This is a genomic window from Paracoccus marcusii (assembly GCF_006151785.1).
Taxonomy (GTDB): Bacteria; Pseudomonadota; Alphaproteobacteria; order Rhodobacterales; family Rhodobacteraceae; genus Paracoccus; species Paracoccus marcusii.
Genome location: NZ_VDDD01000091.1, coordinates 1 through 13,835, shown reverse-complemented (window position 1 = coordinate 13,835; position 13,835 = coordinate 1). Strand labels below are relative to the sequence as shown.

The window sequence follows — 13,835 nt, the reverse complement described above, 5'->3', positions numbered from 1 at the left end:
GCCCGCGCGCCGCGAAACGGATGGGCCTGGGGCGGACCGGCCCGGTCGCGCGCCGCCACGAACCGGGCGATGGCCTGCGCCGCTTGTTCACGTGCGGTGGCGTCCAGCGCCTCCAGGCCGTCCAGCGGGATGGCCGGCGGGCGGGCGCCCTGGCCGATGAACCCGATGATCCGCGACAGCGCCGCATAGGGCGCCTCGTCCCAAGGCGGCAACGGGTCGTGCAGCAGGCCCGTGACCGCGTTCAGCATATCGCGCGTCTGGCGCAGGCGCGCGGGGTCTGCCGTGGCGGGCAACGGATGCGCCCCGGCCATCAGGGTCCGGCCCAGCTCCTGCGCCAGGGCCTTCTTGTTGGCGCTGCGCGAATGCAGCTCAAGGCAGATGTCGCGCAGGCCCGCGCGGGCCAGGCGGTCGTGGACGACCGACAGGGCGGCCATCTTCTCGGCCACGAACAGCACCGTCTTGCCGTCATGGGCGGCGGCGGCGATGATGTTCGTGATGGTCTGCGACTTGCCCGTGCCCGGCGGGCCCTGCACGACCAGGCTGGCGCCCGCGCGGACCTCCTCGATGACCTTGGTCTGGGATGCGTCGGCGTCGATCACCTGGATGATGCGCGCCGGGTCCAGACGGTCGTCCAGCCGGTCGCGATCGCCGAACAGCGGCGCGTCGCCCGCGAACCCCTGCGCCAGCAGCCCGTCCAGCAGCGGGTTGCCGTCGAACGCCCCCTCGGGCCAGTTGGCGGGGTCCAGGTCGCGGTGCATCAGCAGCTTCGCGAAGGAAAAGAACCCCAGCTGCATCCCGTCGCGGTCCACCTGCCAGTCCTGCTGCCCGGACACGACGTCCTGGACCAGGCTCAGATAGTCGCCGGGCGTCCAGTTGTCGTCCTCCTCGATCTCGGGCAGCTGGATGCCGAAATCCTGGCGCAAACGCTCCTGCAACGGCAGATTGGCGGTCAGGTCGTCCTCGCGCGCCATCAGGTCGAAGGTCGAGCTGCGGTCGTTGCGCACCAGCTGCACCGGCAGCAGGATCAGCGGCGCCTCGCGCAGGACCTGCGATCCGGGCGCCTCGCGCCAGCGCAGGAACCCCATCGCTAGGTACAGCACGTTCAGGCCCTGCTCCTCCTCCGCGGTGCGGGCGTCGTGCGACAGGCGCAGCAGGCGGCGGGCCAGCGCCTCGGGGCCCAGGGGGGTCTCCAGCTGGCTGTCGCACTGGGTCTGCGCACCGGGCGCGGCCAGCAGCAGCACGCCCTCGGGCGTGGCCGTGTCGCTGCCCATGGCGCGAAAGCGCATGCGTTTGCCCTGGATGCGCAGCAGGCGCCAGACCTCGTCGTTGCGTTCGTGGATGATGTTCAGGCAGCTGGCGCGCTGATTGTCGCGGTTCACATGGATCAGGCGGTTGCGCGTCCCCGTCTCCAGCAGCTTGCGGCGGGCGGCATCCAGGGTGCGGGTCAGGGCGGCGGGCTGGGATTGGGTCATCGGTCCAGGTCTTCTCGTTGCGCGTCCGACCCCAGGGGGGCGGAAGGGGAACATAACCGCAACCTGAACGAAAGACGAGGGATTCCAGACGGAAAACGCCACTTCCTCGGGACATTTCGAGGGGTGCGGCCCGGTTTCCCGGACCGCGGGGGGCCATCAGAACCGCAGATCGGCCGTCAGCGCGATGCTGCGTCCGGGTTCCAGCTGCTGCACGACGGTGCTGAAATCCGCCCCATAGGTCGCCCGGTCGGCATAGGCACGGTCGAACAGGTTGTTGACCTCGGCGCGCAGGGTCACGTTGCGGAACGCGGCCGGTTCGTATTCGGCAAAGACGTCCACGACGGTATAGCCGGGCCAGTCGCCGTCGACATCCACGCCCTGCCCGTCCTCCTCGATCGCGTGCTGGATGACACCGCCCAGGGTCAGCCCGGCCATGACGGCATGCCGCGCCTCCAGCGACAGCATGCCGCCCGGCACGGTGCCCAGTTCGCGCAGGTCAAAGCTGGAGGCCGGCTGGCCGTCCAGCTCGACCTTTGTGTCGCTGTAGCGCAGCGCGGCAAAGCCGCCCTGCCAGTCGCGGCGGGCGGACAGACGGAAACCCCGGCTTTCCAGATCGCGCGACACCAGCCCCTTGCGGACCCCCTCGATGCGGGTCTGGAACAGCTCGGCCCCCAGGGTCGTCGCACCCGGCTGCCATTCGACGCCCATCACCACGTTGCGCGCCCGCGTGGGCTCAAGCGCGTCATAGGCCCTGGGCGCGACATAGGGCGCGTCCAGCTCATAGACCGAGGCCAGCTGCGTGCCGCCGAACACCGTCGACCAGCCCGCGTTCAGGCGCAGCGCATCGGTGGCGTGCCAGGTGGCCGCGGCGTTCGCGCTGGTCCCGTCGGTGTCCAGGCGCTGCCCCCCAGCGCCGGTGAACCGGCTTAAGTCATGGCGCAGCCCCGCGCTGTAGTCGATGTCCCCCGCCGTGCCCCGCCCCTGCAGGAACAGTCCGGTCGTGGTTCGGTCCTCGCGGAACGCGGCGGCCGTGCCGCGGAACACCCCGTCATAGGTCGCGCGCGTGCGATAGTTGTCCAGGCCCGCGGTCAGTTCGACCCCGTGCACGGTCATCCGGTTCTGGAGGACGACGCTGACGGTATCCGCATCGCCATTGTTGAAATCGGGAACGGGGGCGTCGGGCGTGGGCAGGTCGACGGTGTCCAGCTGGTTGCGGCTGCGTGCGATGCGGATCTCGGGGTCCAGCAGGCCGTCCGCGACCGTGCGGCGCAGGGTCAACGTCTGGGTCGACTGTTCCAGCGCATAGCGGCGCGTCTCGGGGACCGGGCGGCCCCCGATCGTGCCGGTGAAGTTCGCGCGATAGGGGCGCAGCGCGTCGTCCCGGAACCGGATGGCACCCAGCTCCGCCCGCCAGTCGCCGAACTCGGCCCCCAGCTTCAGCGCCTCGCTGTTCAGGTCGGCCCCCGTGCGGGCCACGGTGCGGCCGTTCCCGTCCTGATAGGCGTCGCCCGTCGCCCGCTTGGCATAGATCAGCGCGTCGACCGGCCCCTGGCGCCCGTACAGCGTCACCGCCCCCGTCGCCGTGCCGCCGTTGTCGCCATAGCCGATGGTGACGCGCCCGCCGCGGTCGCGCCCGTCCTCCAGCATGTCGATGGCCGATTTCGTCTCATACGCGATGCTGCCGCCCAGCGCGGCAAAGCCCGCATCCGCCGGCGCCACGCCCGGATCGACGCGCGCGGCCTTCAACAGGCCCGGATCGATCATGTTGGTGCCGGTATGGTGGAACATGCGGTTGTTCTGCGCGGCCCCGTCGACGCTGACCGACAGCTGCTGTTCGTCGATGCCGTTGACAAAGACGCGTTCCGCGATGGCGATGCCGCTGCTGACGGTCACGCTGGGTTCGGCGCGGAACACGTCCTCGATGGTGCCGGTGCGGGCATCCTTGATCTGTTCCGCGCTGGGGGCGATGCGGGCCGGGGCCTCGCCTTCGGCCGTCAGGGTGATCTCGTCCAGCAGGATCGGCTGGGACAGGGCGGGCAAGGGGGCAAGCGCGGTGCCCAGCATCAGGGCGGCCAAGGGGTGTCGCGTCATCGGGTTCTCCATCCATCGGGTCAATGGCTGGCGATGGCGCGGGGCCGGGCTGGCAACGCCATCCTCATAGGGGCAACGCCGCCGCCTGTTAAGCCCGGATCGCGCGCGGGCACGCCACCCCTGTCACCCGATCGTCACCGCATCGTCGGATGGGTGTCACGCCCCGCCGCTAGACGGCCCCCATGACATCGAGAGGCCCCATGCTGGACATTCGCGACGCCACCCGCATCTTCGGCCGCAAGGCGGCGGTCGACCATGTTTCCTTCCGCATCGACGGCCCGGCCTTCGTCGGCATCATCGGCCGGTCCGGCGCGGGAAAATCGACGCTGCTGCGCATGATGAACGGGCTGACCCCCGCCACCAGCGGCCGGATCCTGGTCGAAGGGCGCGACGTCGCCGCCCTGACCGGCGCCGCCGCCCGCCAGTGGCAAAGCCAATGCGCGATGATCTTTCAGCAGTTCAACTTGGTGCCGCGCATGGACGTGGTGTCGAACGTGCTGCACGGCATCCTGAACCGGCGCGGCACGTTGCAGACGGTGCTGAACCTGTGGCCGCGCGCCGACATACTTCGCGCGCTGGAGATCCTGGACCGCCTCGGCATCGCCGAACAGGCGCCCAAGCGCGCCGAGGCCCTGTCCGGCGGCCAGCAGCAGCGCGTGGCCATCGCCCGCGCGCTGATGCAGGACCCCCGCATCATCCTGGCCGACGAACCCATCGCCAGCCTGGACCCGATGAACGCGCAGATCGTGATGGACACCCTGCGCCGCATCAACGTCGAGGATGGCCGCATGGTCATCGCCAACCTGCACACGCTGGACACCGCGCGGCGCTATTGCGACCGGGTGATCGGCATGCGCGACGGGCGCGTGGTGTTCGACGGGCTGCCGTCGCAGCTGACCACGGGCGTGGCCCGCGACATCTATGGCGCCGACGCGGATTTCAACGAAAGCGCGACCTCGACCGCCATGCCCACCGATACCAGCGCGGATGTCGAATACGCCGCCCGCATGCTGGCCTGATCCCGAACCGGAGAGCACCATGACCCGACTGCTGAGCCTGCTGGCCGCCACCGCCGCCCTGACCACCCCCCTGCACGCGCAGGAGATCACCGAATTCCGCATCGGCCTTTTGGGCGGAGAGAACGCCCAGGACCGCATGGCGTCGAACGAATGCCTGCGCGACTATGCCGAACAGGCCCTGGGCGTCCCCGTCCGCCTGTTCACCCCCGCCGATTACAACGGCGTCATCCAGGGGCTGCTGGGCGGGTCGCTGGACATGGCATGGCTGGGCGCGTCGGCCTATGCCGCCGTGTACGTCGCCGACCCCGAGGCGGTCGAGCCGGTGCTGGTCAAGACCAACCTGGACGGCAGCTATACCTATCACTCGATCGGCTTCGCGCGCGCCGACAGCGGCATCACCTCGCTGGACGACATGGAGGGCAAGAGCTTTGCCTTTGCCGACCCGAACTCGACCTCGGGGTTCCTGATCCCGAACGTGGAACTGCCCGAGGCGGGCTATTCGATGACCGAGGGCGACTATTTCAGCCGCATCGCGTTTTCGGGCGGTCATGAACAGTCGATCATCGGCGTCGTCAACGGCGATTTCGACGCCGGCGTGACCTGGGCCGACGGCCAGGGCGCGTGGGAGGACGGCTACAACTCCGGCGCGCTGCGCAAGGCGGCCGATGCGGGCATCGTCGACATGAACGACATCGTCGAGATCTGGAAATCCTCGCCCATCCCGGAAGGCCCGGTGGTCGTCCGCAAGGATCTGCCCCAGGACGTGCGCCAGACGATGATCGACCTGGTCGCAGGCCTGCACGCATCGGACCCCGAATGCGCCTATGGCGTCGCCGCCGGAGAGACCGCGGGCTTCAGCCCCGTCACCCACGCAGAATACGAGACGATCATCGCCATCCGCCGCGCCGAGATGAACTGATCGCCACCCCATCCAGGCCGGGCCCCACACAGGGCCCGGCCTTCGCATATCCAGGAGGCAGCATGGCACTGGCCGAAATCCAGCACGACTATCTGGCGCTGACGCGGAGGCGACGCCTCTATGGCGGGTTGCTGGTCGTCATCTTCGTGGCGATGATGGTGTCGGGGTTCCGCGTGGCCGACGCCCGCAACGCCGGCGGGTTCTGGCAGGGGCTGCACCAGGTGGGCGATTTCCCCGCGGCCCTTGTGTCCGAGGCGGTGCAGAAATCGGCCAACCTGCCCGGCCACATGATCCGCGCCCTGCCCGCCCTGGTCGAGACGCTGAACATCGCGCTGGTCGCCACGCTTCTGGGTTGCATCGCGGGCACCGCCCTGTCGCTGGCGGCCACGCGTGGCCTGGCCCGGTGGCCGCGCCTGGTGCCGGTGGCGCGGCGGGTTTCGGACGTCTGCCGCGCCATCCCGGAAATCGTCATCGCGCTGGTGCTGATCTTCATCCTGGGCGGCGGCCCGGTCCCCGCCGTCATCGCCATCGCGATCCACGCCGCGGGCGCGATGGGCAAGCTGTTCTCCGAAGTGAACGAGAACGTCGACCTGAAACCGGTCGAGGGTCTGGCATCCGTCGGCGCCACCTGGTCGCAGCGCATCTGGCTGGGCGTGTTCCCGCAGGTGGCGCCGAACTATCTGTCCTATGGCCTGCTGCGGCTGGAGGTGAACATCCGCGCATCGGCCATCCTGGGCTTCGTCGGCGCGGGCGGCATCGGATACGAATTGCGCAACGCGATGACCTTCGGTCAGGGCAAGTTCGATCAGGCGGCGGCGATCTTCCTGCTGCTGTTCATGACCATCGTAGTCGTCGACCAGATCTCGGGCCTGGCCCGAAACCGCCTGACGCATGGGGCCCCCGCATGACCACGATGACCCTGCAGGACCGCACCATCCGCATCATGGACCGCAGGCGGCGCATGGCGCTGGCGGTGCCGGCGCTGATCCTGGCCTATCTGGTCTATGCCGCGATCAGCTTCGATCTGGCGGGGCTGGCGCAGCGGGCGCGGCTGGACAACGCGGCCGTGCTGATGGCCGACACGGTCAGCCACAAGATCCACGTGACCCGCGACAACCGCCGCGACGCCCTGTCCGTCAGCGTCGAAGGCAGCGCCCGCGCCACCTTTGCCCCCGACCGCCTGCCGGACTGGGTCGCGGCAGAGGGGTCGCGGACGGTGATCGACCTGGGCGCGGGCCATGTCGTCACCTATGACGGGCCGCGCACCACCTATGACATTCCCGATTACGGCCCCGTCACGCTGACCGTCGGCGACGGCGTGACGCTGGACACGCCCGACGGGCAGGTGCCCGCGTTCATCAACGCCAGCCCCGCCCGCGTAACCATCACCACCGATCAGGGCCGCGTCACCGCCACCCGCGCCCGCACGGAAACCCTGCGCTATTTCTGGGGGTGGGAGATGTTCTTCTTCGACCTGTCCAGCCCGCTGGCAGGCCTGTCCGCGGAACAGGTCGCGGCGGCGGTCCTGTGGGGCGACCGGATCGACCCGGCGCGGTCCAACCTGTCGCTGGCCCTGTCGGAATTCTGGACGAACGACATCTGGCAGCACGGCGCCGTGGCCTGGGCCCTGTTCGAGACGATCCTGATGGCGTTCCTGGGCACCTTCGGCGCGGCCTTCGTGGCGCTGCCGCTGGCGTTCCTGGCGGCGCAGAACTTTGCCCCGTCGCGGGCGCTGCGGTTCGCGGTGCGGCGCGTGTTCGATTTCGTGCGCGGCGTGGACGCGCTGATCTTCACGATCATCCTGTCGCGGGCCTTCGGTCCGGGGCCGCTGACCGGGGCGCTGGCGATCCTGCTGACCGATACCGGCAGCTTCGGCAAGCTGTTCTCCGAGGCGCTGGAGAACGTGGACGCCAAGCCGATCGAGGGCATCCGCTCGACCGGCGCGGGCGCGCTGCAACGCTACCGCTTCGGCGTCATCCCCCAGGTGATGCCGGTCCTGCTGTCGCAGATGCTGTACTTTCTGGAAAGCAACACCCGCAGCGCGACGATCATCGGCGCGATCACCGGGGGCGGCATCGGACTGATGCTGACGCAGGCGATCCAGACCACGCAGGATTGGGAGAAGGTCGCCTATTACATCCTGCTGATCGTGGTGCTGGTCATCGCGATGGACGGCCTGTCGGGCTGGCTGCGGCGCCGCCTGATCCGCGGGTCCTAGTCCGCCAGCACCAGCGAGACCCGGTCGCCCGCGAACCACGTCCGCCCGTATTCCACGGGCCGGCCTCGGTCATCCAGGTTCACCGCCACCGAGCGGAGCACCGGCGCGCCCTGCGGGATCTGCAGGGCCACCGCCTGCGTGGCATTGGCCAGCTTGGCCGTGATGCGGGTGCTGGCCCGCGTATAGTCAGCCACCCCGCAGGCGGCCAGCGCCGCGGTGATCGACTGATGGTCGCGGGCCTGGTCGCAGAACCCCGCCAGCCATCCCGGCAGCACCGACCGGAACAGCGCCAGCGGCTGGCCGTCGGCCAGCGACAGCCCCTCGACCACGTGGACCGGATCGCCGGGGGACAGGTCCAGCATCTGCGCCTCGACCGCGTCGCAGGGGCGGGTTTCCAGCCGGGTGAAGCGGTGCGACCCCGTGCGCCCCGCCGCCGCCAGGTTCTGCGAAAACCGCACCCGACGGCCCAGGGCATAGTCGGTCGGTCGCGCGGTCACGAAGACCCCCGCCCCGCGCCGGGCATGGACCAGCCCCGCGTCGGCCAGCTGCGCCAGCGCGTGGCGCACCGTGTGGCGGTTGACCCCGAAACGGGTGGCCAGCGCCGCCTCGGACGGCAGGCGGTCGCCGGGGGGATAGTGGCCCGAGGTGATCTCGGCCCGCAGGGTGTCGGCGATGGCCTGCCACAGGGGGGTCTTGTCCGTCATCAAAAATTCACACGGTTCCGGTTGAGAACATGGCGCAGGCGCGCTATCACATGTCTAGTTGTATAGATAACGGGACACCCCGGCAAGATGTCAGCTTCCCCCATTCCCCATCGCCGCGACTGGCTGTCGATCCTGGCCCGCAGCGCGCCCGACAGGCTGGCGCAGCTGCTGCCCGACCTGCCCGATCACGCCCTGCTGCGCGCGCCCGAAACCGGCACCGTGATGGTTCAGGGCCGCATCGGCGCCACCGGCGCGCCCTTCAACGTCGGAGAGATGACCGTGACCCGCTGCGCCCTGCGCCTGCCCTGCGGCACGCAGGGCCACGGCCATGTGCAGGGGCGGTCGCACGCCCATGCGCGGCGGGCCGCGGCGATGGACGCGCTGATGCAGACCGACCCCGCCACCCACGCCCCCCTGATCGCCGCGCTGCGCGACGACGCGCAAGCCGCCCGCGACACCCGCGCCGCCAAGGCCGCCGCCACCCGGGTCGAATTCTTCACCCTGCAACGCGGAGAGGACGCATGACCGGCCACGGATTCACCGATCCCGCCCGCCAATCGGCCCAGGGGTTCCGCGTGCTGATGGAGGCCATGGCCCGGCCCGGCACGATCCACCGCCTGGATCAGGCCCATGCCCCCGGGGTCGGCCCCGCCGCCGCGACGGTGCTGCTGTTGCTGGCCGATCCGACGACGCCGGTGCATCTGCCGGGCGCGCTGCCCGACCTGGCCCCGTGGTTGCGGTTTCACGCAGGCTGCCCGCTGGCGGATGCACCGTCGGCCGCGTTGGCGGTTGGGCGCTGGCCCGACCTGCTGCCGCTGGACCGCTTTGCGGTGGGCCTGCCCGATTATCCCGACCGTTCGGCCACGCTGATCGTCGAGCTGGACCGGCTGGACGCGGACGGTCCCGTCCTGCGCGGGCCGGGCATCCGCGACCGCGCGACGCTGTCCCTGCCCGCGACCGCGCCGTTCCGCACCAACCGCGCCCTGTTCCCGATGGGCCTGGACTTCATCCTGACCTGCGGCGACCGGCTGGCTTGCCTGCCGCGCAGCACCCGCGTGGAGGCCGCCTGATGTATGTCGCCGTCAAGGGTGGCGAACGCGCCATCGAGAACGCCCATGCCTGGCTGGCCGAGGAGCGCCGCGGCGACCCCGACCTGCCGCTGATGTCGGTCGACCAGATCAAGGCGCAGATGGCCCTGGCCGTGAACCGCGTCATGGCCGAGGGGTCGCTGTATGACCCCGACCTGGCCGCGCTGGCGATCCGCCAGGCACGGGGCGACCTGATCGAGGCGGTGTTCCTGATCCGCGCCTATCGCACCACGCTGCCGCGGTTCGGTGCGTCCGTGCCGGTGGACACGGGCGCGATGGCGGTGGACCGGCGCGTCTCGGCCACGTTCAAGGATGTGCCGGGCGGTCAGGTGCTGGGGCCGACCTTCGATTACACGCATCGCCTGCTGGACTTTGCCAATCAGGCGGCGGTGGACCCCGCGCCGCTGGCCGCGCCCGACGCCGGCGCCATGCCCCACGTCATGGCGATCCTGGACCGCGACGGGCTGATCGAACCCAGCCCCCGCGACGACACCCCCGCCCCCGACCTGACCCGCGAGCCGCTGGAACTGCCCGCGAACCGCCCGCTGCGCCTGCAGGCGCTGGCCCGCGCGGACGAGGGGTTCGTGCTGGGCCTGGCCTATTCCACCCAGCGTGGCTACGGGCGCACCCATGCCTTTGTCGGCGAATTGCGCATCGGCCGTGTCCCCGTGCAGATGCACATCCCCGAGCTGGACCTGACCATCGACATCGGAGAGATCGCGCTGACCGAATGCGAGACCGTGAACCAGTTCAAGGGCTCGCGCACCGAACCCGCGCAGTTCACGCGCGGATACGGCCTGGTCATGGGACAGTCGGAACGCAAGGCCATCGCCGTCAGCCTGGTCGACCGCGCCCTGCGCTGGCAGGAACTGGGCGAGGATTTCACCGGCGCCCCCGCGCAGGACCAGGAATTCGTGCTGTCGCATTGCGACAACATCCAGGCGACGGGGTTCCTGGAGCACATCAAGCTGCCCCATTACGTCGATTTCCAGGCCGAACTGGAGCTGGTGCGCCGGCTGCGGGACGACAACGCAAAGGATGCGCAATGATCAAGGCGATCGTTTTCGACATCGGCAACGTGCTGGTCCGGTGGGACCCGATGGCCGCCTTCCTGCCCCTGCTGGGCGACAATGCGTCGGTCTTGGCTTTCCTTGATCGCGTGGATTTCGCCACGCTGAACCAGCGCGCGGACGGGGGCGCGTGCTTCGACGATCTGGCCGAGGCGATCGCCGATCCCCGAGACCGCGCGGCCTTTCTGGCCTATCGGGCTGGACACGCGGCCGCGATCCGCGAGCCAATCGAGGGGACATGGGCGCTTCTGGACCGCCTGCGGGCGCGGGGCCACGCGGTCCACGCGATCACCAACTGGTCCGCGCAAACCTGGCCTATCGGCCTTGCGACCCATCCCCGGCTGTCCACAGCCTTTGGCGTGACCATCGTGTCAGGGATCGAGGGCGTGCTGAAGCCCGACCCGCGCATCTTCGCCACGCTGTGCGACCGGGCGGGCGTGGCGCCCGACCAGTGCCTGTTCATCGACGACAGCCCCCGCAACGTCGCCGGCGCGCGCGACGCAGGCATGGCCGCGCATCATTTCACCGATCCCGCCGCGCTGGAGGACGACCTGATCCGACGGGGGCTGCTATGAGCGGTTACAACTTCGCCTATCTGGACGAACAGACCAAGCGGATGATCCGCCGCGCCATCCTCAAGGCGCTGGCGATCCCCGGATACCAGGTGCCCTTCGCCAGCCGCGAGATGCCCATGCCCTATGGCTGGGGCACCGGAGGGGTGCAGCTGACCGCCGCCTGCCTGACCCCCGACGACCGCCTGAAGGTCATCGACCAGGGCGCCGACGACACCACCAACGCGGTCAGCATCCGCACGTTCTTTCAGCGCACGTCGGGGGTCGCCGTCACCACCGCCACCGCCGACGCGACGCTGATCCAGACCCGCCACCGCATCCCCGAGACGCCCCTGACCCAGGGCCAGATCCTGGTCTATCAGGTGCCCATCCCCGAGCCGCTGCGCTTTCTGGAACCGCGCGAGACCGAGACCCGCAAGATGCACGAACTGGAGGAATACGGCCTGATGCACGTCAAGCTGTACGAGGACATCGCCCGGCACGGCCGCATCGCGACCTCCTATGCCTATCCGGTCACGGTCGAGGGGCGCTATGTCATGGACCCGTCGCCGATCCCGAAATTCGACAACCCGAAACTGTCGGACAGCCCGGCGATCCAGCTGTTCGGGGCGGGGCGCGAACAGCGCATCTATGCCCTGCCCCCGCATACCCATGTCGTCAGCCTGGATTTCGACGACCACCCGTTCAGCCCCTCGAAGGCCGATCACGCCTGCGACCTGTGCGGCGCTGAGGCCAGCTATCTGGACGAGGTGGTGACCGATGACGCGGGCGGGCGGATGTTCGTCTGTTCCGACACCGATTTCTGCACCGCGCGGGTCGCCGCCGGGCACAGGGGCCGCCTGGCCGCGGAGGCCGCATGAGCGCCCCCATCCTGTCCGTCCGGAACCTGGAACGCCGCTATGGCGCGCGGATCGGCTGCACCGGCGTCGGCTTTGATCTGTGGCCCGGAGAGGTCCTGGGCATCGTCGGGGAAAGCGGGTCGGGCAAATCGACGCTGCTCTCCTGTCTGGCCGGGCATCAGCGCCCCGATGCGGGCACCGTCACCTATGACGGGCGCGACGTGCTGGCGATGGCCGAAACCGAACGCCGCCGGCTGGCGCGCACCGAATGGGCCTATGTCCACCAGCATGCCCGCGATGGGCTGCGCATGGGCGTCAGCGCCGGGGCCAATGTCGGCGAACGGCTGATGGCCGTGGGCCAGCGCCATTACGGCGACATCCGCGCCGCCGCCATCGACTGGCTGGACCGGGTCGAGATCGCCCAGGACCGCGTCGACGACCGCCCGCAGGCCTTTTCCGGCGGCATGCAGCAGCGGCTGCAGATCGCGCGCAACCTGGTGACCGGGCCGCGGCTGGTGTTCATGGACGAACCCACGGGCGGGCTGGATGTCAGCGTGCAGGCGCGGCTGCTGGACCTGCTGCGCGGGCTGGTGCGCGACATGGGTCTGTCAGTCGTCATCGTCACGCATGACCTGGCGGTGGTGCGCCTGCTGGCCGACCGCCTGATGGTGATGAAATCGGGCCGCGTGGTCGAACAGGGCCTGACGGACCAGGTGCTGGACGATCCGCAGCACGGCTATACCCAGCTTCTTGTCTCCTCCGTCCTGCAGGTGTGACGATGATCCAGGTCGAAAACCTTTCCAAGTCCTTTACCCTGCACAATCAGGGCGGCACGGTCATCCCGGTCATGGCCGGGGCCGCGCTGCACGTGGATCCCGGCGAATGCGTGGGGCTGGTGGGCCAGTCCGGGGCGGGCAAATCCACGCTGATGCGGATGATCCAGGGAAACTATCTGCCGGGCGGCGGCAGCATCCGCATCGCCGGCACGGAACTGGTAGGCGCCGCGCCCCGCACCGTGACCGCACTGCGGCGGGGCACCTTGGGCCATGTCAGCCAGTTCCTGCGCGTGCTGCCGCGGGTGCCTGCGGTGGACGTGGTGGCCGAACCGCTGCGCGCGCTTGGGGTGCCCGCCGCGACAGCGCGTGCGCAGGCCGAAGGCCTGCTGTGGCGGCTGAACATTCCGCGCCGGCTGTGGGGCCTGTCGCCCACCACGTTCTCCGGCGGCGAACAGCAGCGCATCAACATCGCCCGCGGCTTCGTCCATCCCTATCCCGTGCTGCTGCTGGACGAACCCACGGCCAGCCTGGACGCCGCGAACCGGCAGGTCGTCCTGTCCCTGATCGCCGAGGCCAAGGCCCGCGGCGCCGCGATCCTGGGCATCTTTCACGACGCCGAGGCGCGCGACGCGGTCTGCGACCGGCTGGTGGACGTGACCGGGTTCACGCCGGGACGCGCGGCATGATCGCGGCGGTCGTAGGACCATCCGGCGCGGGCAAGGACACACTGATCGCCGCGGCTTGCGCCGCGCGGCCCGATCTGCGCCTGGCGCGGCGGGTGATCACCCGCCCCTCCGACGCCGGAGGAGAGGATTTCGATGGCGTCACCCCGGCACGCTTCGCGGCCCTGCGCGACGGCGGGCATTTCGCGCTGGACTGGCGGGCGCATGGCCTGTGCTACGGCATCCCGCACGATCAGCTGACGGGGCCGTCGGTGATCTTCAACGGCAGCCGCGCGGCCCTGCCGCAGGCGCTGGCCCGGCTGCCCGACCTGCGGGTGATCCTGATCACCGCCCCGGCGGAGGTGCTGGCGCGCCGCCTGGCCGACCGCGGCCGCGAGGGGTCGG

Annotated in this window: 15 protein-coding genes; 12 read left to right on the top strand and 3 right to left on the bottom strand. The window is 70.0% G+C overall.

The window, feature by feature from the left end:
- On the bottom strand, nucleotides 1-1,472 hold a 1,472-nt coding region (locus tag FHD68_RS13525), incomplete at its 3' end, for a DUF4011 domain-containing protein (RefSeq protein ID WP_139085984.1).
- A 156-nt stretch (nucleotides 1,473-1,628) separates the two neighbouring features.
- Nucleotides 1,629-3,563: a TonB-dependent receptor domain-containing protein gene (locus tag FHD68_RS13520; RefSeq protein WP_167550404.1), complete on the bottom strand. Its 1,935-nt coding sequence runs from the start codon at nucleotides 3,561-3,563 to the stop codon at nucleotides 1,629-1,631.
- Between the two features lie 200 nt (nucleotides 3,564-3,763).
- Here FHD68_RS13520 and phnC point away from each other — a divergent pair, with 200 nt between their 5' ends.
- From phnC to phnE (FHD68_RS13500), 4 genes are all read left to right on the top strand, one after another.
- On the top strand, nucleotides 3,764-4,582 hold the full coding sequence (gene phnC, locus FHD68_RS13515; RefSeq protein WP_127898970.1) for a phosphonate ABC transporter ATP-binding protein: 819 nt from the start codon (nucleotides 3,764-3,766) through the stop codon (nucleotides 4,580-4,582).
- 19 nt (nucleotides 4,583-4,601) lie between these two features.
- Nucleotides 4,602-5,501 carry a phosphonate ABC transporter substrate-binding protein gene (gene phnD, locus FHD68_RS13510; RefSeq protein ID WP_127898971.1) on the top strand — a complete coding sequence of 300 codons (900 nt, stop codon included), beginning with the start codon at nucleotides 4,602-4,604 and terminating at the stop codon, nucleotides 5,499-5,501.
- 62 nt (nucleotides 5,502-5,563) lie between these two features.
- Nucleotides 5,564-6,409, top strand: coding sequence for a phosphonate ABC transporter, permease protein PhnE (gene phnE, locus FHD68_RS13505; RefSeq protein WP_127898972.1), 846 nt, complete (start codon nucleotides 5,564-5,566; stop codon nucleotides 6,407-6,409).
- Nucleotides 6,406-7,719 carry a phosphonate ABC transporter, permease protein PhnE gene (phnE, locus tag FHD68_RS13500; protein WP_127898973.1) on the top strand — a complete coding sequence of 438 codons (1,314 nt, stop codon included), beginning with the start codon at nucleotides 6,406-6,408 and terminating at the stop codon, nucleotides 7,717-7,719. The genes phnE (FHD68_RS13505) and phnE (FHD68_RS13500) overlap by 4 nt, the downstream gene beginning before the upstream one ends.
- On the opposite strand, the gene phnF is transcribed toward phnE (FHD68_RS13500), so the two are convergent.
- Nucleotides 7,716-8,423, bottom strand: coding sequence for a phosphonate metabolism transcriptional regulator PhnF (phnF, locus tag FHD68_RS13495; RefSeq protein ID WP_127898974.1), 708 nt, complete (start codon nucleotides 8,421-8,423; stop codon nucleotides 7,716-7,718). The two genes, phnE (FHD68_RS13500) and phnF, sit on opposite strands and share 4 nt — an antisense overlap.
- Nucleotides 8,424-8,510: 87 nt before the next feature.
- On the opposite strand from phnF, the gene phnG reads away from it, so the two are divergent.
- From phnG to FHD68_RS13455, 8 genes are all read left to right on the top strand, one after another.
- On the top strand, nucleotides 8,511-8,948 hold the full coding sequence (gene phnG / locus FHD68_RS13490) for a phosphonate C-P lyase system protein PhnG (RefSeq protein ID WP_127898975.1): 438 nt from the start codon (nucleotides 8,511-8,513) through the stop codon (nucleotides 8,946-8,948).
- Nucleotides 8,945-9,493, top strand: coding sequence for a phosphonate C-P lyase system protein PhnH (phnH, locus tag FHD68_RS13485; protein WP_127898976.1), 549 nt, complete (start codon nucleotides 8,945-8,947; stop codon nucleotides 9,491-9,493). The genes phnG and phnH overlap by 4 nt, the downstream gene beginning before the upstream one ends.
- Nucleotides 9,493-10,560 (top strand): carbon-phosphorus lyase complex subunit, encoded by a 1,068-nt coding sequence (locus FHD68_RS13480; RefSeq protein WP_127898977.1) that lies wholly within the window; start codon nucleotides 9,493-9,495, stop codon nucleotides 10,558-10,560. Before phnH ends, FHD68_RS13480 begins: the two co-directional genes overlap by 1 nt.
- Nucleotides 10,557-11,156 (top strand): HAD family hydrolase, encoded by a 600-nt coding sequence (locus FHD68_RS13475; RefSeq protein ID WP_127898978.1) that lies wholly within the window; start codon nucleotides 10,557-10,559, stop codon nucleotides 11,154-11,156. Before FHD68_RS13480 ends, FHD68_RS13475 begins: the two co-directional genes overlap by 4 nt.
- Complete coding sequence (locus FHD68_RS13470) at nucleotides 11,153-12,013, top strand: alpha-D-ribose 1-methylphosphonate 5-phosphate C-P-lyase PhnJ (RefSeq protein ID WP_127898979.1); 861 nt, start codon at nucleotides 11,153-11,155, stop codon at nucleotides 12,011-12,013. Before FHD68_RS13475 ends, FHD68_RS13470 begins: the two co-directional genes overlap by 4 nt.
- The gene (gene phnK, locus FHD68_RS13465; protein WP_127898980.1) at nucleotides 12,010-12,768 is read left to right on the top strand and encodes a phosphonate C-P lyase system protein PhnK; all 759 of its coding nucleotides are present in this window, start codon (nucleotides 12,010-12,012) and stop codon (nucleotides 12,766-12,768) included. The genes FHD68_RS13470 and phnK overlap by 4 nt, the downstream gene beginning before the upstream one ends.
- Before the next feature lie 2 nt (nucleotides 12,769-12,770).
- Nucleotides 12,771-13,454 (top strand): phosphonate C-P lyase system protein PhnL, encoded by a 684-nt coding sequence (gene phnL, locus FHD68_RS13460; RefSeq protein WP_127898981.1) that lies wholly within the window; start codon nucleotides 12,771-12,773, stop codon nucleotides 13,452-13,454.
- Nucleotides 13,451-13,835, top strand: a 385-nt coding sequence (locus FHD68_RS13455) for a phosphonate metabolism protein/1,5-bisphosphokinase (PRPP-forming) PhnN (protein ID WP_139085979.1), incomplete at its 3' end; no start/stop codon positions are given. The genes phnL and FHD68_RS13455, both read left to right, overlap by 4 nt.

Excerpts from the sequence above, each read along its gene's own strand:
- phnE (WP_127898972.1), top strand. The coding sequence starts at position 5,564 with ATGGCACTGGCCGAAATCCAGCACGACTATCTGGCGCTGACGCGGAGG.
- FHD68_RS13470 (WP_127898979.1), top strand. The coding sequence starts at position 11,153 with ATGAGCGGTTACAACTTCGCCTATCTGGACGAACAGACCAAGCGGATG.
- phnD (WP_127898971.1), top strand. The coding sequence starts at position 4,602 with ATGACCCGACTGCTGAGCCTGCTGGCCGCCACCGCCGCCCTGACCACC.
- FHD68_RS13480 (WP_127898977.1), top strand. The coding sequence starts at position 9,493 with ATGTATGTCGCCGTCAAGGGTGGCGAACGCGCCATCGAGAACGCCCAT.
- phnG (WP_127898975.1), top strand. The coding sequence starts at position 8,511 with ATGTCAGCTTCCCCCATTCCCCATCGCCGCGACTGGCTGTCGATCCTG.
- phnK (WP_127898980.1), top strand. The coding sequence starts at position 12,010 with ATGAGCGCCCCCATCCTGTCCGTCCGGAACCTGGAACGCCGCTATGGC.
- FHD68_RS13520 (WP_167550404.1), bottom strand. The coding sequence starts at position 3,563 with ATGACGCGACACCCCTTGGCCGCCCTGATGCTGGGCACCGCGCTTGCC.
- phnC (WP_127898970.1), top strand. The coding sequence starts at position 3,764 with ATGCTGGACATTCGCGACGCCACCCGCATCTTCGGCCGCAAGGCGGCG.
- phnL (WP_127898981.1), top strand. The coding sequence starts at position 12,771 with ATGATCCAGGTCGAAAACCTTTCCAAGTCCTTTACCCTGCACAATCAG.
- phnE (WP_127898973.1), top strand. The coding sequence starts at position 6,406 with ATGACCACGATGACCCTGCAGGACCGCACCATCCGCATCATGGACCGC.
- phnH (WP_127898976.1), top strand. The coding sequence starts at position 8,945 with ATGACCGGCCACGGATTCACCGATCCCGCCCGCCAATCGGCCCAGGGG.
- FHD68_RS13475 (WP_127898978.1), top strand. The coding sequence starts at position 10,557 with ATGATCAAGGCGATCGTTTTCGACATCGGCAACGTGCTGGTCCGGTGG.
- phnF (WP_127898974.1), bottom strand. The coding sequence starts at position 8,423 with ATGACGGACAAGACCCCCCTGTGGCAGGCCATCGCCGACACCCTGCGG.